This is a genomic window from Nocardia sp. alder85J (assembly GCF_020176955.2).
In the GTDB taxonomy this organism is placed as follows: Bacteria; Actinomycetota; Actinomycetes; order Mycobacteriales; family Mycobacteriaceae; genus Nocardia.
In genome coordinates this window covers 112,653-132,423 of record NZ_JAIUCZ020000009.1, presented here as the reverse complement: position 1 = coordinate 132,423, position 19,771 = coordinate 112,653, and the positions used below count along the sequence as shown (strand labels likewise).

The following is a 19,771-nucleotide window of genomic DNA, read 5'->3' as shown; positions in this document are numbered from 1 at the left end:
ACCACTCATCCGCGGCACCGTCTCGAGCCAGACGGCGAAGGGAGACATGAATGTCGTTCGACACCATCGGTTACGAGGTCGCCGGGCACACCGCGACCATCACACTGAATCGGCCCGAGGCGCTGAACGCGTTGAGCCCGCACATGATCGGTGAGCTCCGGGCCGCCTACGACGAGGCCGAGCACGACGACGAGGTCTGGCTGCTGATCGTCACCGGCACCGGCCGCGCGTTCTGCACCGGGGCCGACGTGAAGGCCATCCCCGGCGACGGCAAGGTCGTCTACGAGACGCCGTACCTGTCCACCTACGAGCAGTGGGAGGCCCCGCAGGAGGGCACCCCACCGTTCCGGACCATGGCGAAACCGGTGCTGACGGCGGTCAACGGGCTGTGCTGCGGCGCCGGACTGGACTGGGTCACCACCGGCGACATCGTGATCGCCTCGGACCGGGCCACCTTCTTCGACCCGCACGTCAGCATCGGCCTGGTCGCCGCGCGCGAGATGGTGCGGCTGGCCCGGGTGCTGCCGCGCACCGTCGCGCTGCGGATGGCGCTGACCGGCAAGCACGAGCGGATGTCCGCCCAGCGCGCCTACGACCTGGGCATGGTCACCGAGGTGGTCGAGCACGACCGGCTGCTGGAACGCGCCCACGAGATCGCCGCGATCGTGAATTCCAATGCGCCGCTGGCCGTCCGGGGCACCCGGCTGGCCATCCTGAAGGGTCTGGACCTGCCGCTGCACGAGGCCGAGCTGCTCGCCGAATCGTTCCGCGAACGGGTCACCCGCACCGAGGACGCCCTCGAAGGCCCGCTGGCCTTCGTCGAGAAGCGCGCGCCGAAATGGCAGTGCCGATGACCGCGTTCGAGACCATCGTGCTGGAGACCGATCCGGCCGCCCATGTCGCCACCCTCACCCTGAACCGGCCCGACCGGCTCAACGCGTTCGACCGGACCATGTGCGAGGAGATGGCCCGCGCCTGGCGCCTGGTGAAGGCGGACGACACGGTGCACGCGGTGGTCCTCCGGGCCGCCGGTGACCGGGCGTTCAGCGCCGGCCTGGACATCAAGAGCTCCTACGGGCAGCCCGACAACGTCTGGCACCACGAGGATCCGGGCGAACTGCTGAGCCCGAAATGGCAGAAGATGTGGAAACCCGTGGTCTGCGCCGTCCAGGGCATGTGCACCGCGGGCGCGTTCTATTTCGTCAACGAGGCCGACGTGGTGATCTGCTCCGAGGACGCCACCTTCTTCGACTCGCACGTCTCCGCCGGGCTGGTGTCGGCACTGGAACCCGTCGGCCTGATGCGCCGCATCGGACTCGGCGACACCCTGCGCATCGCCCTGCTCGGCAACGACGAGCGGGTGAGCGCCGCCACCGCGCTGCGCATCGGCCTGGTGACCGAAGTCGTCGCGGCCGGGCAACTCCGGTCCCGCGCCCACGAGATCGCCGCCACCATCGCCGCGAAACCCCCGGCCGCCACCCAGGGCACGGTCAAGGCCATCTGGGAATCACTGGACAAGCCGTACCGGGCCGCACTGGACCACGGTCTCATCTACACCCGGCTGGGCAACCCGATCGGCACCGCCCAACTGGCGGCCACCACCCCGGACCAGCGCCGCACCCCTACCCCACCGAGGATCCGCTGATGCCGGACCCCACCTTCGCAGGCGATCCCCTCGTCGCGGAACATCCACTCGCACAACGTATCGCTGCCGTCCTCGCGCTGGCGCCGACGGCCGGGGCCGTCGAATTCGACGGCCACTGGCACACCCGGGGGGAAATCGACGCCGCCGCCCGCCGCGTCGCCACGCTCACCGCAGCGGCCGGCCGCCCCCCGATCGGCATCCTGCTGCGCAACCGCCCCGAACACGTCGCGGCCCTGCTCGGCGTCCTGCTCGCCGGCGGCTGCGTCGTCACCATCAACCCCTCCCGCGGCGCCGACCGCATCCGCACCGACATCGCGGACCTGGCCCTGCCGGTACTCATCGGCAGCCCGGAGGATCTGGCGGAATACGTCGCGCCCCACGCGGGCACCACCACCGTCGCGATCACCGGTCCGGTGGAAGCACCGCGGCCGATCGCGGTGCCGGGACCGGGCGAGCCACCCGGACCGACTGCGGAGGCGGAGTCGATCAGGGGTGACGTACCGCAGCGGCCGGAGGTCGCGGTGCGGATGTCGACCAGCGGGACCACCGGGACGCCGAAACGCATCGACCTCACCTACGACATGCTGGCCCGCAGCGTGATGGGCGCGGAGCCGGAGCGCGCCACCGCACCGGAGGCGCCGCGTGCCGGCGTCGCGATCGTCGATTCGCCGCTGGTGCACATCAGCGGCGTGTTCCGGGTGCTGCAATATATCAGCGAGGCAAGGCCTTTCGTCCTGCTGCCCCGCTTCGAGCTGAAAGGCTGGGCCGATGCGGTCCGGCGGCACCGGCCGGGCGCGGTCTCCCTGGTGCCCACCGCGCTACGGATGGTCCTGCACTCCGAGCTGACCCGCGACGACCTCGCCGGTGTGCGGGTGGTGACCTCCGGCACCGCGCCGCTGGCCCCCGAGGACGCCGACGCCTTCTCCGAGAAGTTCGGCATCCCCGTGCTGACCTCCTATGCCGCAACCGAATTCGGCGGCGGGGTGGCGGGCTGGACCCTGCCCGACCACCGCCGCTGGTGGGCCGCCAAACGCGGCAGTGTCGGCCGGGCAAGCCTCGGCGCACGACTACGGGTCGTCGACGACGACGGCAATCCACTCGGCGCCGACACCCCCGGTCTGCTCGAGGTGATCCCCGGCCAGCTCGGCCCGGCCGGAACCTGGATGCGCACCACCGACCTCGCCCGCATCGACGCCGACGGCTTCCTCTGGATCCTCGGCCGCGCCGATCAGGCGATCATCCGCGGCGGCTTCAAAGTCCGCCCCGACGACGTCCGCGCTGCCCTGGAGAGCCACCCCGCCGTCCGCGGCGCCGCCGTCGTCGGCCTTCCCGATCCCCGGCTCGGCGCCACCCCCGCCGCCCTGGTGGAACTGCGGGCCGACACCACCACCGACGCCGACGAACTCCGCGAATACCTCGGCAATCGCCTGGCCCGCTACGAGATTCCCACCACCATCGCACTGGTCGACGCCATCCCCCGTACCCCGTCCGGCAAGGCCGATCTCACCGCCGTCCGCGAACACCTGACCCGCGCCGCATACCCACCGGGAGGTGCTGATGCCCGTTGAACCACCATCCGATTCCGCGACGACACCACCCACCGTCGCGCCGCTCTGCCCGACCGGGAGCACCCATGACCGTCGAACCCGAATCCGATTCTCCCGCACCCTCGCTCACCGTCGCCGCCGTGCTGCGGGAGCGTGTCCGTGACCGCGGCGATCATCCGCTGCTGATCTGTGACAGCGGGCGGCTCGGCTATGCGGAGGCCGACCGCCGCTCCGCGCGGCTGGCACGCGGGCTGATCACGCTCGGCGCGGGCAAGGGCACGCATGTCGGCATCCTGTTCCCCAACGATCCCGCCTTCGTCGTCGCGGCACTGGCGGTCGCGCGCATCGGGGCGGTGGCCGTGCCGTTCTCCACCTTCGCCACCGCCGGGGAACTGCGGCAGCAGCTCGTCGACGCCGATATCCGGATCCTGTTGGCGGCCTCCCGTTTCCGGTCGCACGATTATGTGCAGCGGCTCGGCGAGATCGTCGCGGCCGACCGGTGGGCCGACGGGCGGCCCGTGTTGTCCGGCGCGACACCACAATTGCGGCACATCGTGATCGACCACGGCGACGACGGCGAGCGTGGCCCGGCCGATGCCGCCGGACTGCCGATCGGCGGAGTGTCCGAGGCGCTGCTGACCGCGATGGAGGACGATGTCGCCGGATCGGATCCGCTGGCGATCATCTACACCTCCGGGTCCACCAGCACACCCAAGGGGGTCGTGCACACCCACGCGGCGCAACTCGGTCATCAGCGCAATCTCAATGCGATTCGCGGGCTGTCCGCCGAGGATCGGCTGTTCTGCAATTCGCCGTTCTGCTGGATCGGCGGGTTCGGGTTCGCGCTGCTGGCCACGCTGCTGGCGGGCAGCACACTGATCTGTTCGAATGCCGCCGACGATGCCGTGACCCTGGATCTGCTGGAGGCCGAGCAGCCCACGATCACCAATGGATTCGCGGCCGGGGTCGCTCATCTGGCCCGGCATCCGAGTTTCGCGGGCCGGGATTTGTCCTCGATGCGGCGCGGCAATCTCTATCCGATCATGCCCGCCGATTGCCGGCCCGCCGATCCGGAACTGCGGCACAACATGCTCGGCATGACCGAGACCGGCAGTGTGGTGTTGCTCGACGCCGACGAGACCGATCAGCCCGAGCATCGGCGTGGCTCGTTCGGCAAGCCCGCGCCGGGCTTCGAGGCGAAACTCGTCGACCCGGACACCGGCGCGGCGGTGCCGACCGGCGAGACCGGCGAATTGTGTTTCCGCGGGCCACATCTGATGCAGGGCTACCACAAGCGCGGCCGGGAGGACTGTTTCGATCCCGACGGCTGGTTCCACACCGGCGATCTGGCGCGGATCGACGCGGAGGGGTTCGTGTACTTCCTCGGCCGCGGCGGGTCGATGATCAAGACCGCCGGAGCGAACGTATCCCCCGCCGAAGTGGCCAAGGCGATCGCCACGGTGACCGGCGGCGCGGTCGCGCACGTGATCGGCCTGCCCGACCCCGAACGCGGGCAGGTGGTCGCCGCGGCCGTCGTCGTAGCGGACCCGAGCGCCTTCGACGCCGAGAAACTGCGGCGGCGACTGCGCGCGGAACTGTCGGCCTACAAGGTGCCGCGCAAACTCGTGGGCCTCACCGCCGCGCAGGTCCCGCTGATGTCCAGCGGCAAGATCGACAACCGGCGACTCGGTGAGGTCTTCGATTCCCCATGACCGTTCCCGACATCATGATCCGTGACGGACTGTCCACCATCGACGCCCTGGTGCGGGCCCGCGCCACCGCGCCGGCCGGCCACGCCCTGGTGGTCGATCCCGGCGACCGGGTCGACTACGCCGAACTACCTACTGTCACAGTGCGTCTGGCCGCCAACGCCGTCGAGGCGGGCATCGGCAAGGGCACCCGGGTGGCCCTGATCCTGCCCAACGGCGCCGACTGGGTGCGGATCTCGATCGCACTGACCCGTATCGGCGCGGTGCTGGTCCCGCTCAGCACGCTGCTGCGACCGCCGGAACTCGTCGCGCAATTACGCACGGCCGCCGTGCAATACCTGATCACGGTCGAGGAGTTCCGCGGCCACCGCTACGCGGAGGAACTGCGCGCGGCCCTGGACCTGCCCGAGCCCGTCGCGGCACTGCCGAGACCCGGCGCAGCCCCGGGACTTCCCGGTGCGGCGCCACCGGATGTCGACGCCGCACTCCCCCACCCCGCACTGCCCGCACTGCGCCGGGTGCTGCCCGTGCACGCGCTGACCGGTCCCGAGCCCGGGGCTCCCGCCCGCATGGTCGCCGACGCGCTGACCGCCACCGTCACCGCCGCGGACCCCCTGGTCATCATGTTCACCTCCGGCAGCCGGGGCCTGCCCAAAGGGGTGATCCACGCGCACGGGAACGCGCTGGCCGCCGTGCGTTCCGGCCTCGACGCCCGCCGCATCGACCACGGCACCCGCCTCTATCTGCCGATGCCGTTCTTCTGGGTCGGCGGTTTCGGCGGCGGCATCCTGTCCGCGCTGATCGCGGGCGCGACCCTGGTGACCGAGCCCGCCCCGCGTCCGGAGACCACCCTCGCGCTGCTCCAGCGGGAACGCGTCACCCTGTTCCGCGGCTGGCCCGATCAGGCCGAAACCCTGGCCCGCAGTACCGAATCCGCCAGGGCCGACCTGTCGGCGCTGCGACCGGGCAGCCTGGACGCGCTGCTGCCGCCGGCGCTGCGTGCCCGCCCCGGCAGCCGCGCCAACCTGTTCGGCATGACCGAATCCTTCGGCCCCTACTGCGGCTACCGCGCCGACACCGACATGCCGGAATTCGCCTGGGGCAGTTGCGGACAGCCCTTCCCGGGCACGACGGTGCGGATCACCGACCCCGACAGCGGAATTCCGGTCGCCGACGGTACCGTCGGCATCGTCCAGCTCCGGGGACCGCACACCCTGCGCGGCATCTGCGGCCGCGGCCGCGAGGAGATCTTCACCGTCGACGGCTTCTACTCCACCGGCGATCTCGGCCATCTCGACCACGGATTCCTCTTCTACCACGGCCGCTGCGACGACATGTTCAAAGTCGCCGGCGCCACGGTCTATCCGAGCGAGGTGGAGCAGGCACTGCGTGGGCTCGACGGCGTCACGGCGGCGTTCGTCACCAATGTGCCCGGCGCCCACGGCGACCGCACGGCCGCGGCGGTCGTCTGTGACACCGGTGTCCACACCGCCGAGTCGCTGCGCACCGCCGCCCGAAAAGTGTTGAGCTCGTTCAAAGTTCCCACCGTCTGGCGGCTGCTCGACGCCGACGACAGCATCCCCCGCGGCTCGACGGGCAAGGTCGACGCCGCGGGCCTGCGCCGCCTGCTGACCGACGGCACCGACACCACCACCGGCTAGCATCGGCTCCGCCGGGCACCGGCGGCACGCGCTCAGCCCGCGGCAGCCTGCTCGCGGGCCCAGCGGTAGTCGGCCTTTCCTGCCGGGCTGCGCAGGATCTCCGGCCGGAAGACGACGGCCTTGGGCAGTTTGTAGCGGGCGAGGCGCTGCGCGGCGTGGTCGACGAGTTCCGCCGCGGTGGCGGTCGCACCGTCGAGCAGCGCGACGACGGCCACGACCTCCTGGCCCCAGCGTTCGCTGGGCCGGGCCGCGACGACCACGTCCGCCACCGCCGGATGCGAGGAGATCGCCACCTCGACCTCCTCGGCGAACACCTTCTCCCCGCCGGAATTGATGGTGACCGCGTCGCGGCCCAGCAGTTCCACCGCGCCGTCGGCCAGCAGCCGCGCCCGGTCGCCGGGCAGGGCGTAGCGGACGCCGTCGATCACCGGGAATGTCGTTGCCGTCTTGGCACTGTCGCCCTTGTAACCCAGCGGCGCGTAACCCCGCTGCGCGAGCCAGCCGATGCCGTCGTGGCCGGGCACGAGCACCGCCGACAGGTCCTCCGCGATCACCCGGGTGTCCGGACCGGGGGTGAACGTGCCCGACGACACCAGTCCCGAGACCGACAGATGTGTCATCTGCGCGCCGGTTTCCGACGAGCCGACGCCGTCGATGACGACCAGTCCCGGCAGCGCGTCGATGAAGCGCTGCTTGATCGCGGGACTGAGCACCGCGCCGCCGTTGGCCAGCGCCACCAGCGAATCCGGCCGGGCCGCAGCGGATTCGATCGCGCTCAGCAGCGGCCGCGCGACCGCGTCGCCGACCACCATCACCACCGCGACCCGCTCCCGCTCGATGGTGCGCAGGATCTCCGGCGCGTCGGCGTGGTCCACCGTCGGCGCGAAGACGATCGTCTGCCCCGTCGTCAGGGCCGTCAGCACCGCCCACTGCGCGGCGCCGTGGATCAGCGGCGGCAACACCATCAGCGCGACACCGGGATTGGCCTCCGCGCGGCCCGCGATCTCCGCGTACGAGCCGACCAGGGTCCCGGTCGTGTTGTCCCGGGCGCCGCACGCGGCCACGAACAGGTCGTGCTGCCGCCACAGCACACCCTTCGGCATCCCGGTGGTGCCGCCGGTGTAGAGCACGTACAGATCGTCCGGGCTCGGCCGCTGCGGCAACTGCTCCGGTTCGGTTGCGGCGAGGACGCTTTCGTAGTCGACCGCACCCGGCAGCAGGGCGTTGCCGGACTCGTCCGCGATCTGGATCAGCACCCGGATGCCGGGCAGCTCCGGCAATACCTTCGCCACCCGCGGCGCGAAGGCCGCGTGATAGATCAGCGCGGTCGCCCCGGCATCCTGCAACAGGTACTGCAATTCGCCCTCGACGTACCGGTAGTTGACGTTGAACGGCGCGACCCGGGCCCGGAAGGCGCCCAGCAGCCCCTCGACGAATTCCGGTCCGTTGTAGGCGTAGAAGCCGAGCAGATCCTGCCCCACCTCGTGGCCGCCGAGATCCGCGCGCTCCACCCGGCACCCGAGCCCCTGCGCGTGCAGATAGGCCGCCAGCCGCCGCGACCGTTCGGCGATCCGCCCGTAGGAGATCCGGCGGTCGCCCTGGACGACCAGGGTTCGTTCCCCGACCACCGCCGCTACCGCGTCGGCCGCCGCCGTGATGGTGAATTGCGATGTCGCGGAATCGACATCGGCCGCGGACTGGGACACTGCGACTCCTCGGTCGTGCGCATGCGCGGATCAGCGGTGCGGCACCGCACCGGCCCGACTGGACAGAAAGACATCCGGTAATACGAACCGTAGCACCGATAGTGAGGGTTACGGGCCGATTTGCCGCCGCTCGCGGCAGCGCCGATTCGTGCGCATCGAACAGCTGTCCGCGCCGGGGGACCCCCGGTGTCGAGTTCACCGGGGTTCCGGTCCCCCTCACCATCACCGGCCGACCGCTCACGACGATGCCGTCCCCGCATCTTCGAGTATTCACCCGCGCAATAACCAGAATCAGACTACGGTTATGGAAAAGGCGCAATCCTGAGGGAAGAGGTCCATGACCACCGTGGAACGCGATACCGCCGACCAGTCCGGCCCCGCCGCGCAGCCGCCGGGTTACGCGCAGCCGTTCGACAGCGACCACCACTACTACGAGAAGATCGATGCCTTCACCCGGTATCTCGATCCCGCGTATCGCCGCCGCGGCATCGAGGTGATCACGCGTGGTACGCACACCGAACTGCTCGCGGGCGGAAGGCTTTTCGAGTTCGTCCCGAACCCGACCTTCGACCCGGTGATCGTCCCCGGCTGTATGGACCTGCTGTTCCGCGGCCGGATTCCCGAGGGCGTGCACCCGCGCAGCCTCAGCAAGGTCGAACCGCTGAATCCGGCCTACCAGGATCGCGACATCCGGCTGGCCGAGATCGACAAACAGGGCCTGTCCGGGGTGCTGCTGCTGCCGACCCTGGCCTGCGGCGTCGAAGAGGCGCTGAAGCACGACATTCCGGCCACCATGGCCAGCGTCACGGCCTTCAACCGCTGGCTCGACGAGGACTGGGGCTACGCCTACCGCGGCCGCATCGTCGCGGCGCCGATGCTGTCGTTCGCCGACCCGGACGGGGCGGTCGCCGAGATCGAGCGGCTGCTCGCCCGCGACGTGCGGGCGGTCTCGGTGCGGCCCGCGCCGGTGCCCGCGGGCGGCAACCGTTCGAAGTCCTTCGGGGATCCGAGCTACGACAAGGTGTGGACCGCGCTCGCCGCGGCCGGCATCGCGGTCGTCTTCCACCTGTCCGACAGCGGTTACAACGGATTCATCGCCTCGGCCTGGGGTGCGCCGGATCGGTTCGTGCCGTTCCGCAATCCGAACGCGCTCGCCTCGATCGTGGTGGCGGACCGGGCCATCCACGACACGATGGCCAGCCTGATCGTCGACGGGGTCTTCACCCGCCACCCCACGCTGCGGGTGGCCAGCATCGAGAACGGCTCGGACTGGGTGGCACTGCTGGCCAAGCGGCTGGCGAAGCAGGCGAACCAGACCCCGTGGCTGTTCCCGTCGGATCCGCTGGACGTCATCCGCGAACACCTCTGGGTGACACCGTATTACGAGGAGGACATCCGGAAGCTCGCCGATCTGATCGGCGCCGATCACGTACTTTTCGGCTCGGACTGGCCGCACGGCGAGGGCCTGGCCGCTCCGCTCGACTTCACCACGGAACTGCACGGGTTCAGCGACGCCGAGACCGACCGGATCATGCGCACCAACGCGCTGGATCTGCTCGGACTGCCCTACTGAGCGCCGGACGGAGAGGGAAACAGTATGAGCGACACCCTGATCGAGCGGTTCGACGGCGTGGTGAAGGTGACCTTCAACCGCCCGGAGAAGAAGAACGCGCTGAACGCGAACAACTGGCGCGATCTCGAGCACGTCCTGGACGAGGTGAGCAAGAACCCCGCCGACCGGGCGCTGGTGCTGACCGGCGCGGGCGGCGCGTTCTCCGCGGGCGCCGACCTGTCCGGCGGACTCTCCGGCGGCGCCAACGGCGCGAAGCAGACCGGGCTGACCGGCCGGGAGACCCAGCCCATCCTGCACGAGATGCGGGCGGTCGGCGAGATCGTCAGCCGATTGCAGCGGCTGCCGAAGCCGACGCTGGCCGTGGTCGACGGCGTCGCCGTCGGGGTGGCGCTGGGCCTGGTGCTGGCATGTGATCTGATCCTCGCCAGCGATCGGGCCCGGTTCTCCGAGATCTTCGTCAAGCGCGGCCTGGCGCTCGACGGCGGCACCTCCTGGACGCTGCCCCGCGCGGTCGGCGTGCGCCGCGCCAAGCAACTGGCCTTCTTCGGCGATCCGATCGACGCGGCGACCGCGATGGAGTGGGGGCTGCTCAACGAGATCGTGCCCGCCGAGCAACTCCAGCAGGAGGGCGATCGGTGGGCCCGCCGCCTGGCCTCATCGCCGACGACGGCGCTGAGCCTGATCAAGCGCCTGATCGACCACAGCTCCCAGGCGAGCTTCGAGCAGGCCGTGGAGGACGAGGCCCGCGCCCAGCACATCGCGTTCACCACGAAGGACATGCACGAGGGGATCGCCGCGTTCCGGGAGCGGCGGGATCCGGTCTTCATCGGGTTCTGACGGCGCGATCGAGCAGGAACGCACACAGCCATGAGCATCGGCCTCTTCCCGGAGGCCACCGACGAGCAGCGCATGACGCTCGAGGTGGTGGTCCGGCTCCTCCGACTCCGAATGTCCGCTGGAGACCGTCCGCGCGGCGGCCGAGCGGGACGGTCCCACCAGTCCGCAGTTGTGGCGGAAGCTCGGCGATCTCGGCTGCTTCGGGGTCATGGTCGCCGAAAACCTCCACTGGAGGTTCGATGACGACCATGGACAGGGAACGGATCGGCGCGGCGCTGACCGGCCCCGGCGGCAGATTCGAACTCGGCCTCGAGACCGTGAACGGCCACCCGGTCACGGTGTTCCGGCACCGTCTGCTGGTGATCGGCGACGGGCCCCGGCTGGAGCGCCTCGCCGGATCCGGCCGGAATTTCCGAATCCTGAACCTGGACAACGACTTCGGACCACCGACGCGGCGATTCGACGGAGCGGTACCGGAACTCGCCGGCATCGCCGAGGACGATCCCGGACTGATCCTGTTCACCAGCGGCACCACCGGCCGGGCGAAGGCGGTCACCCTCTCGCATCGGTCGGTCGTCGGATTCGCCCAGGTCAACATGTTCCAGGGGGCCGCGGCCAGGATGGCGCTGGGGGCGCCCGCGCCCCGGGTCGCCGGATCGCCGCAGCTCCGCCGGTACGACACCAGCAGCATCCTCATCCTCGGCACGAGAAATAGCCGGACCGTCACCGTCCTTCGAAGATGATGGTCACCGCGTCGTCGAGGGTGCGGAGCACGGCGGGCAAATTGCTCTTTCCCCGTGACCACTGGCGCAATTGACCACCCAGCATCGACGTCGCCAGCATCACGATGATCTCCCGATCACGACCGACGGTATCCAGCAGCACGCCGCCGACGATCTGTTCGAATTGCCCCGAGTAACCCTCGAATATTTCCCGCGCGGACGTATCGGTGGTGACCTCGAGCAAAGTCGTCAGCTTGTAGAAGTTCGGATAGCGCGCATAGGCGCGGGCGGTACGGCGGAGCACCGCCTTCACACGGGCCGAATCGTCGCCGCGGTTCCGATCGCGCCCGAGCACCTCCGCCTCGAATTCATTGCCCCACATCACCAGTGCGTGGGCGTACAACAACTCTTTCGACGGAAAGTATCGATAAACGGTCGCCAACGCCACCTCCGCGTCGTCGGCGACCTCGCGAATCTGAATCTGATCGTATTCGCGCTCCGTGAGGAGCCGTATCGCCGACGCCACGATCCGGGCGCGACGTGCACGTTGTGACGACGTACGGGCCTGCGCCGGCCCGGCCGTCTGCGTCCTGGCCGAAGCCTCGCGACCGCTGCTGCCTGACAGATCGTCCTCCCAATCGTGAATCCGCCGAGCGCCTTACGGTTTCGAGTCGGCTTCCGGTGCAACACAAACCGTCAACTTCCAGAACCATAATCTAGCACTGATTTCGGGAGCGCTCGCCGTCCGGCGTGTTAGGCTCGACCCGGCAGCACCGCCGGGTGAGCGACGGCTCCTCGATACGAATCAATCGAATTCACGACCCGGCCCTCGCCCACACCAGTTGGTGCTCGACGACAAGGTGGTTCACGATGGCAATATCCACGATCCCGCCGGCCGACGGCGAACAAGTCACCGTGGTGGTCACCACCGTTCGCCCCGGGAAGGCCTGGGACACCGCGGCACAATTCGCCCTCGCGGGTCATGTCGTCGTCGCCGGCGCACCGCGGGCGGCAGCGGCCGAACACGCCGCCGAAGGTCTGCGCGCGCGGGGCGCCGCGGTATTCGGCGCGCAACTCGATCTCACGGATATCGCTTCCGTCGATATGTTCTCGAAAACCGCGTCGTGGCTGGCGGGCCCGATCGACATCATGATCCACGACACCGACGCGAGCGCCGGTCACCTCGGCGGCGGCACGGGCGGCACCGATCCCAGGCTGGGAGCGCACCACCTCGCCGCTCAGCTGATCCGCTCCCGCGCCCACGAGGATCTGCTGGTCGTCCGCTTCGGCGGCGAGGCGGGCACCGAGGTCCCCCGCTTCGCCTCCACCTCGGTCTTCGAGGCCGCGCTGCGCGAATGGACGGCCCTGCGCCGCGAGGAGGCCTTCGACCCGGCGACCGAGCGGTCACTGCTGGATCGGTGGGAGCACAACGACATTCGTCCCGATCACGCACCGTGGCCGCACGAGGCGGCCGACCATCATCTGCGCCTCACCGCGGCGCTGGTGGGAAGCCCCGGACGCGCCTGACGGCAGCCCTGGCTCAGCCACGGCTCGGTCGATCGCAGGTCGGGAGGGTGTCTTCGGAGATCTCCAGGACCCGGGCGAGCAGCGGGCTGCGGTCGTCGGCCCGCCAGGCGAGATGGACGAAGATCGGCTCGGGCTCGTCGGCGATCGGCACGATCCGCACCCCGTCCAGGGAGACGTTCTCGCTCGCGGCGTCGGTGGTGTAGTGCAGGCCGACACCGGCGGCGACCAGCGCCATGGCCGTCCACGAATCGGGGGCGGCCTGAACGATGTTCGGCACGAACCCGTTGCGGCGGCACAGCGCCACGAACTGGTCGCGGACGATCGAGCCCACCGACTCCGGCAGCGTGACGAAGGCCTCCTCGCGCAGATCGGCGAAGGCGACGGCCCCGGCGCCGGCCAGCGGGTGGTCGGACGGCACCGCCAGCACGCCGCGCTCGTGGCCGATCGGGCGGTTGGCGATCCCGGTGTAGGGGTGATCGAGCCGGGCGATCACCAGGTCGGTGGTGCCGCCGAGCAGGTCCTGGACGACGCTCGTCCCGTATCGGCCCGCCCGGAAGACGAGGTCGATGTGCTCGTGACGTTCCCGGACCGCGCGGGCCAGGCGCCCGATCATGCCCTGTGAGGACGGACCGGCGAAACTGCACCGGATCCGCCCGTGCTCGCCGCGGTGCGCGGCGAGGACGGCGGCCCGCACCGCGGCATCGAGATCGAGCAACTCCCCCACCGCGTCCGCGAGCGCCTGCCCGGCGGGTGTCAGTTCGACGCGGCGGGTGGTGCGGTCGAACAGGGGTGCGCCGAGGTCGGCCTCGAGGGCGCGGATCTGCCGGCTCAGGTAGGGCTGCGCGACGTGGATGCGGGCCGCGGCGCGCCCGAAGTGCAGTTCCTCGGCGACCGTGCGGAACGCCTCCAACTGTGCGACCTCCATCAGCGGACTATATCCATTTCTGCAATAATCGGCCCGTATTCGGTATTTGATTTGCATCAGATTCCGGCCGAAGATACTGGACATGGCTGAGATGCAGGTCGCCGACGACCACGTGACCGATGACGACTTCGCCGACATCCTCGCCGCGGTGCGCCGGTTCGTCCGCGAGTACGTGGTGCCGCGCGAGGCGGAGATCATGGCGGCGGACGCCGTCCCGGACGACATCCGCCGCGCCGCGGCGGACATGGGCCTGTTCGGCTACGCCATCCCGCAGCGCTGGGGCGGGCTCGGGCTCGACCTGCGCCAGGACGTGGAACTGGCGATGGAATTCGGCTACACCTCGCTGGCACTGCGGTCCATGTTCGGCACCAACAACGGCATCGCCGGGCAGGTGCTGGTGAACTACGGCACCGACGTGCAGCGCGCGCAGTGGCTGGAGAAGATCGCCTCCGGTGAGGTGGTCGCCTCGTTCGCGCTCACCGAGCCCGGCGCCGGCTCCAACCCCGCCGGGCTGCGCACCACCGCGCGCCGCGACGGCGACGACTGGGTGCTCGACGGGAGCAAACGGTTCATCACCAACGCCCCGCTCGCCGGCCTGTTCATCGTGTTCGCCCGCACCCGCCCGGCCCAGGACGGCGATCCCGGCATCGCGGTGTTCCTGGTGCCCGCCGGCACACCCGGCCTGACGGTCGGCCCGAAGGACGCGAAGATGGGCCAGGAGGGCGCGTGGACGGCCGAGGTGTACCTCGATGCCGTGCGGGTGCCCGCCGACGCGCTCGTCGGCGGTTCGGAACAGGTCGGGTACAAGGCGGCGATGAGCTCGCTGGCCCGCGGCCGTGTGCACATCGCGGCGCTGGCCGTCGGCGCCGCCCAGCGCGCGCTCGACGAATCGGTCGACTACGCCGCGGTGAGCACCCAGGGTGGCGTGCCGATCGGGAATCATCAACTGGTACAGGCGATGATCGCCGACCAGCACACCCAGATCCAGGCCGGTCGCGCGCTGGTCCGCGACGCCGCCGACGCGTACGTGTCCGGCGCCGACACCCGGATCCCACCGTCGGTGGCGAAGCTGTTCTGCACCGAGATGGCCGGGCGGGTGGCCGATCTCGCGGTGCAGATCCACGGCGGCACCGGCTACATGCGCGGGGTGGCGGTGGAACGCATCTACCGCGAGGTCCGGTTGCTGCGACTCTACGAGGGCACCAGCGAGATCCAGCGCCTGATCATCGGCGGCGGGCTGATCGCCCGTCGCCGGAAAGAGCTGTCGTGACCGGCGAAGCACTGCCCCTGGCCGGATGTCTCGTGGTCGCCCTGGAGCAGGCCGTCGCCGCTCCCATGGCGACCCGGCATCTGGCCGATCTCGGCGCCCGGGTGATCAAGCTGGAGCGCCCCGACGGCGGGGACTTCGCCCGCGGGTACGACACCGCGGTGCACGGTCTGGCCTCGCATTTCGTATGGCTCAACCGTGGCAAGGAGTCGGTCTGCGTCGACCTGAAAACCGAACGCGGACAACAGATCGTGCACACCCTGCTGGACGCCGCCGACGTCTTCGTGCAGAACTGCGCCCCCGGCGTGGTGGAGCGCCTGGGCCTGGACGCGGCGACCCTGCGCGCCACCCGGCCCGGCCTGATCGTCGCGAACATCTCCGGTTACGGCACCTCCGGGCCGAAACGCGAGCACAAGGCGTACGACATGCTGGTGCAGGCCGAGGCGGGCATGATCGCGGTCACCGGCACCGCCGAGCACCGCGCGAAAACCGGTGTGCCCAACGCGGATATCGCCGCCGGGCTCTACACCGCGCTGTCGATCACATCGGCGCTGCTGCGGCGGGAGCGGACCGGCGCCGGCGCCACCGTCGACGTCTCCATGTTCGACGCGGCGGTCGAATGGATGGGCCACGCCCTCTACATGCAGATGTACGCCGGGGTGGAGGTGCCGCGGATGGGGCTCGGCCACGCCTCGATCGCGCCCTACGGCGGCTTCCCCACCGCCTCCGGTGAGGTGCTCATCGGCGTGCAGAACGAACGCGGCTGGCGCGCACTGATGTCCGAGGTGCTCGGCGCGCCCGGATATGTCGACGACCCGCGCTTCCGGACCAATCCGGACCGCGTCGCGCACCGCGCCGACTGTGAGGCGGTCGTCGCCGGCCTCACCCGGCAGTGGACCACCGAGGCACTGATCGAACGCCTGAACGCGGCCGGTGTCCCCGCCGCTCGGATCAACACCGTCACCGACGTCGTCGCGCATCCGCAACTCGCCGCCCGCGATCGCTGGCGGACGGTGGGCACCGAATCCGGGCCCGTCGAGGCGCTGCTGCCGCCGATGACCTTCGCGGACGTGGAACTCGTCATGGGCGACATCCCGGCACTGGGCCGGGACACCGACGCGGTCCTGGCCGAATTCGGCGTGGCCGCACCGCATCCCACTCATACGGAAGGAGCCGGCCAGTGACCGTGCCGGAGGGCGGCGCAGCAGCCCGCCTTGTACTCGAAGTGATCGACGGAAGGTTCCCGTGATGCGTGATGTGGTGATCTGTGAGCCGCTGCGAACCCCGATCGGCCGCTACGGCGGCGTGTTCCGGGACTGCACGGCGGTCGACCTGGGCGAGACGGTGCTGCGGGAGCTGTTGTCCCGCACCGCCATCGACCCGTCGATCATCGACGACGTGATCCTGGGCCAGTGCTACCCGAACAGCGACGCCCCCGCGATCGGCCGCGTGGTCGGATTGAATGCCGGTCTGCCGGTGACGGTTCCGGGTATGCAGGTGGACCGGCGCTGCGGTTCCGGCTTGCAGTCGGTGGTGCAGGCGGGGCTGCAGGTCGCGGCCGGCCTGAGCGAGGCCGTGATCGCCGGCGGCCTGGAGTCGATGAGCAACGTGGCCTTCTACAGCACCGAAATGCGCTGGGGCATCAAGGGTTCGGGCGTCACGCTACAGGACGGCCTGGCGCGTGGACGGGTGACCGCCGGTGGCCGTGACTATCCGGTGCCCGGCGGCATGATCGAGACCGCGGAGAACCTGCGCCGCGACTACGGCATCTCCCGGGCCGAGCAGGACGAACTGTCGGCGACCTCGCACCAGCGCGCCGTCGCCGCGCAGCAGAACGGGATCTTCGCCGAGGAGATCGTGCCGGTCACCGTGCGCGGCCGCAAGGGTGAGACGGTGGTGGACACCGACGAGCACCCGCGCGCCGACACCACCGCGCAGACGCTGGCGAAGCTGCGGCCGATGCTGCGCCACGACGATCCCGACGCGACCGTCACCGCCGGCAACGCCAGCGGCCAGAACGACGCCGCCGCACTGTGTCTGGTGACCTCGCGCGAGCGCGCCGACGCCCTGGGGCTGCGGCCGCTGGCCCGGCTGGTCTCCTGGGGTTCGGCGGGCGTGCAGCCGAAGATCATGGGTATCGGCGCGGTGCCGGCGACCGCCGCCGCGCTCGAACGCGCGGGCCTGACCCTGGCCGACATCGACCTGATCGAGCTGAACGAGGCGTTCGCCGCCCAGGCCCTGGCCTGCACCCGCGAATGGGGTTTCGGCGCAGCCGATTTCGAGCGCACCAACGTGCACGGCTCGGGCATCTCGCTCGGCCACCCGGTCGGAGCCACCGGCACCCGGATACTCGCGACCCTGACCCGGGAGATGGCCCGGCGACAGGCCCGGTACGGCCTGGTGACCATGTGCATCGGCGGCGGGCAGGGCCTGGCCGCGATCTTCGAACGGATTGCCGCATGACCAGACTCGCACAGACCCACGGCCTGACCGAGGTGCAGACCGAGATCCTCGCCACCGTGCGGGCTTTCGTGGACAAGCAGATCATCCCGCAGGCCCAGGAACTCGAGCACTCCGACACCTACCCCACCGAGATCGTCGCGGGCATGCGGGACATGGGCCTGTTCGGCATCACGATTCCCGAGGAGTACGGCGGCCTCGGCGAATCGCTGCTCACCTACGCGCTCGCGGTCGAGGAGATCGCCCGCGGCTGGATGAGCGTGTCCGGTGTGATCAACACCCATTTCATCGTGGCGCACATGATCGCCCGGCACGGCACCGAGGACCAGAAGCGGCACTTCCTGCCGCGCATGGCGACCGGCGAGGTCCGCGGCTCCTTCTCGATGTCCGAACCCGATCTGGGCTCCGATGTCGCCGCGATCAAGACCCGGGCCCGCCGCGACGGCGACGACTACGTCGTCGACGGCGAGAAGATGTGGCTGACCAACGGCGCGAGTTCGAATCTGACCGCGCTGCTGGTGCGCACCGACGAAGGCGCGCCGAAGGCACATCGGAATCTCACCACGCTGCTGGTGGAGAAGCCCACCGGATTCGGCGAGGTGCTGCCCGGCCTGACCATCACGAACAAGATCGACAAGATGGGCTACAAGGGCGTCGACACCACCGGCGCGCACTTCGACGGCTTCCGCATCCCCGCGACCGCGGTCCTCGGCGGCGCCCCCGGCAAGGGCTTCGGCCACATGATGGACGGCGTCGAGGTCGGCCGGGTGAACGTGGCGGCCCGCGCCTGCGGCATCGCCATCCGCTCCTTCGAACTGGCCATCGCCTACGCCCAGCAGCGCAGCACCTTCGGCAAAGTGATCGCCGAACACCAGGCGATCGCCTTCAAACTCGCCGAGATGGGCACCAAAGTCGAAGCGGCCCACCTGATGATGGTGAACGCCGCCCGCCTGAAGGACTCCGGCGAACGCCAGGACATCTCCGCCGGCATGGCGAAACTCATCGCCAGCGAATACTGCGCCGACGTCACCCGCGAGGCCTTCCGCATCCACGGCGGCTACGGCTACTCCAAGGAATACGAGATCGAGCGCCTCATGCGCGAGGCCCCGTTCCTGCTCATCGGCGAAGGCACCAGCGAGATCCAGAAGACCATCATCAGCAAGGGCCTGCTGCGGGAGTACCGGCTGTAGAGGAAACCCGGCGCCCGGAACGAGGTGTGCGGAGGCGGCGTGCCGCTGCGCGCACCTCGTCGCCGCTACTGCGGTATCGGCAGCGCGCTCAGGATCGGGTCGTAGACCCAGTTCAGCATGTGGGCGGCGTCGGCCTCCGCGACGACGCCGCTGGTCGGGGAGCTGTGCAGGACCACGCCGATCAGCGGCAGCCCGCCCCTGACCGTCTCGAACAGCAGGCAGGTGCCCGCGGCGTCGGTGGATCCGGTCTTGATCCCCACCGCGCCGGGATAGTCGCGCAGCAGCCGATTCGTGGTCCGCCAGTCGTGCTCGCGGTTGCCCGGGCCCGCCGCGAGGTGATAGTCGGGTAGTGCGACGATCTCGCGGAACACCGGCAGGCTCATCGCCCGCAGGCCCAGCTTCACCAGGTCGGCGGCGGTGGAATAGGTGGAGTAGTCGGTGGGGGTGGGCAGACCGCTGGGGTCGGTGAAATGCGTACCGCCCATGCCCAATTGCCGCGCGGTGTCGTTCATCTTGGCGATGAACGCCTCCTGGCCGGGGCCGTAGGACTCGGCCAGCGTGTACGCGGCGTCACAGCCGGACGGCAGCATCATGCCGTACAGCAGCTGCCGCGCGGTGAGCACTTCGCCCGGAACGAGATCCGCTGTGCTCGCACCGTATTCGCGGTCGTAGGCGACGATGCCGTCGGGCACCGTGATCGCCCGGTCCAGATCCCCGGCGTTGATCACGACCAGCGCCGTCATCACCTTCGTGATGCTCGCGATGGGCACCGGGGTATTCGAATCCCGCGACCACAGCGCGGTGCCGGTGAACCCGTCGGCCAGCTCCGCCTCCTGCGCCTGCACGCCGTCCGGCTCGGCGACCGGCCAGAACGGCAACTGGGCGTGCGCGCCGCTCACCGTGGGAGCGGCTGCGGCGGCACCGTCGGCCGCCACCACCAGGACACCGGCAACAACAGCCTGCAACAATCGGGCAAATGGTCGCATTGCGACATTGTGCAGC

General features: G+C 70.1%; 17 protein-coding genes. 13 read left to right on the top strand and 4 right to left on the bottom strand.

Annotated elements, in window-relative coordinates; translation table 11 throughout:
- The first annotated feature begins 50 nt into the window (after positions 1–50).
- The 5 genes from LBW94_RS30915 to LBW94_RS30895 all read left to right on the top strand — a co-directional run bounded on the left by LBW94_RS30915 (position 51) and on the right by LBW94_RS30895 (position 6,562).
- On the top strand, positions 51–854 hold the full coding sequence (locus LBW94_RS30915) for an enoyl-CoA hydratase/isomerase family protein (protein WP_225058895.1): 804 nt from the start codon (positions 51–53) through the stop codon (positions 852–854).
- Entirely contained in the window at positions 839–1,645 is an 807-nt protein-coding gene (locus tag LBW94_RS30910; RefSeq protein ID WP_225058896.1) for an enoyl-CoA hydratase/isomerase family protein, read from the top strand. Before LBW94_RS30915 ends, LBW94_RS30910 begins: the two co-directional genes overlap by 16 nt.
- A complete protein-coding gene (locus tag LBW94_RS30905; protein ID WP_225058897.1) occupies positions 1,645–3,213 on the top strand; it encodes a class I adenylate-forming enzyme family protein in 1,569 nt (522 codons plus the stop codon). Before LBW94_RS30910 ends, LBW94_RS30905 begins: the two co-directional genes overlap by 1 nt.
- 65 nt (positions 3,214–3,278) lie before the next feature.
- Entirely contained in the window at positions 3,279–4,904 is a 1,626-nt protein-coding gene (locus LBW94_RS30900) for a class I adenylate-forming enzyme family protein (protein WP_225058898.1), read from the top strand.
- Positions 4,901–6,562, top strand: coding sequence for a class I adenylate-forming enzyme family protein (locus LBW94_RS30895; RefSeq protein WP_225058899.1), 1,662 nt, complete (start codon positions 4,901–4,903; stop codon positions 6,560–6,562). Before LBW94_RS30900 ends, LBW94_RS30895 begins: the two co-directional genes overlap by 4 nt.
- A gap of 32 nt (positions 6,563–6,594) precedes the next feature.
- Here the strand turns inward: LBW94_RS30895 and LBW94_RS30890 are convergent, their stop codons facing one another.
- Positions 6,595–8,268, bottom strand: coding sequence for an acyl-CoA synthetase (locus LBW94_RS30890; protein WP_225058900.1), 1,674 nt, complete (start codon positions 8,266–8,268; stop codon positions 6,595–6,597).
- Positions 8,269–8,605: 337 nt separating this feature from the next.
- On the opposite strand from LBW94_RS30890, the gene LBW94_RS30885 reads away from it, so the two are divergent.
- The 3 genes from LBW94_RS30885 to LBW94_RS30875 all read left to right on the top strand — a co-directional run bounded on the left by LBW94_RS30885 (position 8,606) and on the right by LBW94_RS30875 (position 11,421).
- Complete coding sequence (locus LBW94_RS30885) at positions 8,606–9,841, top strand: amidohydrolase family protein (protein ID WP_225058901.1); 1,236 nt, start codon at positions 8,606–8,608, stop codon at positions 9,839–9,841.
- 24 nt (positions 9,842–9,865) lie between these two features.
- Positions 9,866–10,678: an enoyl-CoA hydratase/isomerase family protein gene (locus LBW94_RS30880; RefSeq protein ID WP_225058902.1), complete on the top strand. Its 813-nt coding sequence runs from the start codon at positions 9,866–9,868 to the stop codon at positions 10,676–10,678.
- Positions 10,679–10,917: 239 nt separating this feature from the next.
- Positions 10,918–11,421 carry an AMP-binding protein gene (locus LBW94_RS30875; protein WP_225058903.1) on the top strand — a complete coding sequence of 168 codons (504 nt, stop codon included), beginning with the start codon at positions 10,918–10,920 and terminating at the stop codon, positions 11,419–11,421.
- Here LBW94_RS30875 and LBW94_RS30870 read toward each other — a convergent pair.
- Complete coding sequence (locus tag LBW94_RS30870) at positions 11,402–11,926, bottom strand: TetR/AcrR family transcriptional regulator (protein ID WP_225058904.1); 525 nt, start codon at positions 11,924–11,926, stop codon at positions 11,402–11,404. The two genes, LBW94_RS30875 and LBW94_RS30870, sit on opposite strands and share 20 nt — an antisense overlap.
- Before the next feature lie 344 nt (positions 11,927–12,270).
- On the opposite strand from LBW94_RS30870, the gene LBW94_RS30865 reads away from it, so the two are divergent.
- Complete coding sequence (locus LBW94_RS30865; protein WP_225058905.1) at positions 12,271–12,927, top strand: SDR family NAD(P)-dependent oxidoreductase; 657 nt, start codon at positions 12,271–12,273, stop codon at positions 12,925–12,927.
- 13 nt (positions 12,928–12,940) lie between these two features.
- Here LBW94_RS30865 and LBW94_RS30860 read toward each other — a convergent pair whose 3' ends face one another.
- A complete protein-coding gene (locus tag LBW94_RS30860; RefSeq protein WP_225058906.1) occupies positions 12,941–13,852 on the bottom strand; it encodes a LysR substrate-binding domain-containing protein in 912 nt (303 codons plus the stop codon).
- A gap of 91 nt (positions 13,853–13,943) precedes the next feature.
- Here LBW94_RS30860 and LBW94_RS30855 point away from each other — a divergent pair, with 91 nt between their 5' ends.
- The 4 genes from LBW94_RS30855 to LBW94_RS30840 all read left to right on the top strand — a co-directional run bounded on the left by LBW94_RS30855 (position 13,944) and on the right by LBW94_RS30840 (position 18,769).
- Positions 13,944–15,122 (top strand): acyl-CoA dehydrogenase family protein, encoded by a 1,179-nt coding sequence (locus LBW94_RS30855; RefSeq protein ID WP_416276992.1) that lies wholly within the window; start codon positions 13,944–13,946, stop codon positions 15,120–15,122.
- Positions 15,119–16,303 carry a CaiB/BaiF CoA transferase family protein gene (locus LBW94_RS30850; protein WP_225058908.1) on the top strand — a complete coding sequence of 395 codons (1,185 nt, stop codon included), beginning with the start codon at positions 15,119–15,121 and terminating at the stop codon, positions 16,301–16,303. Before LBW94_RS30855 ends, LBW94_RS30850 begins: the two co-directional genes overlap by 4 nt.
- 64 nt (positions 16,304–16,367) lie before the next feature.
- Positions 16,368–17,582 (top strand): acetyl-CoA C-acetyltransferase, encoded by a 1,215-nt coding sequence (locus LBW94_RS30845; RefSeq protein ID WP_225058909.1) that lies wholly within the window; start codon positions 16,368–16,370, stop codon positions 17,580–17,582.
- Positions 17,579–18,769, top strand: a complete 1,191-nt coding sequence (locus LBW94_RS30840) for an acyl-CoA dehydrogenase family protein (protein WP_225058910.1) — start codon at positions 17,579–17,581, stop codon at positions 18,767–18,769. The genes LBW94_RS30845 and LBW94_RS30840 overlap by 4 nt, the downstream gene beginning before the upstream one ends.
- A gap of 65 nt (positions 18,770–18,834) precedes the next feature.
- Here the strand turns inward: LBW94_RS30840 and LBW94_RS30835 are convergent, their stop codons facing one another.
- Positions 18,835–19,755, bottom strand: a complete 921-nt coding sequence (locus tag LBW94_RS30835; protein WP_225058911.1) for a D-alanyl-D-alanine carboxypeptidase family protein — start codon at positions 19,753–19,755, stop codon at positions 18,835–18,837.
- Positions 19,756–19,771: the final 16 nt, after the last annotated feature.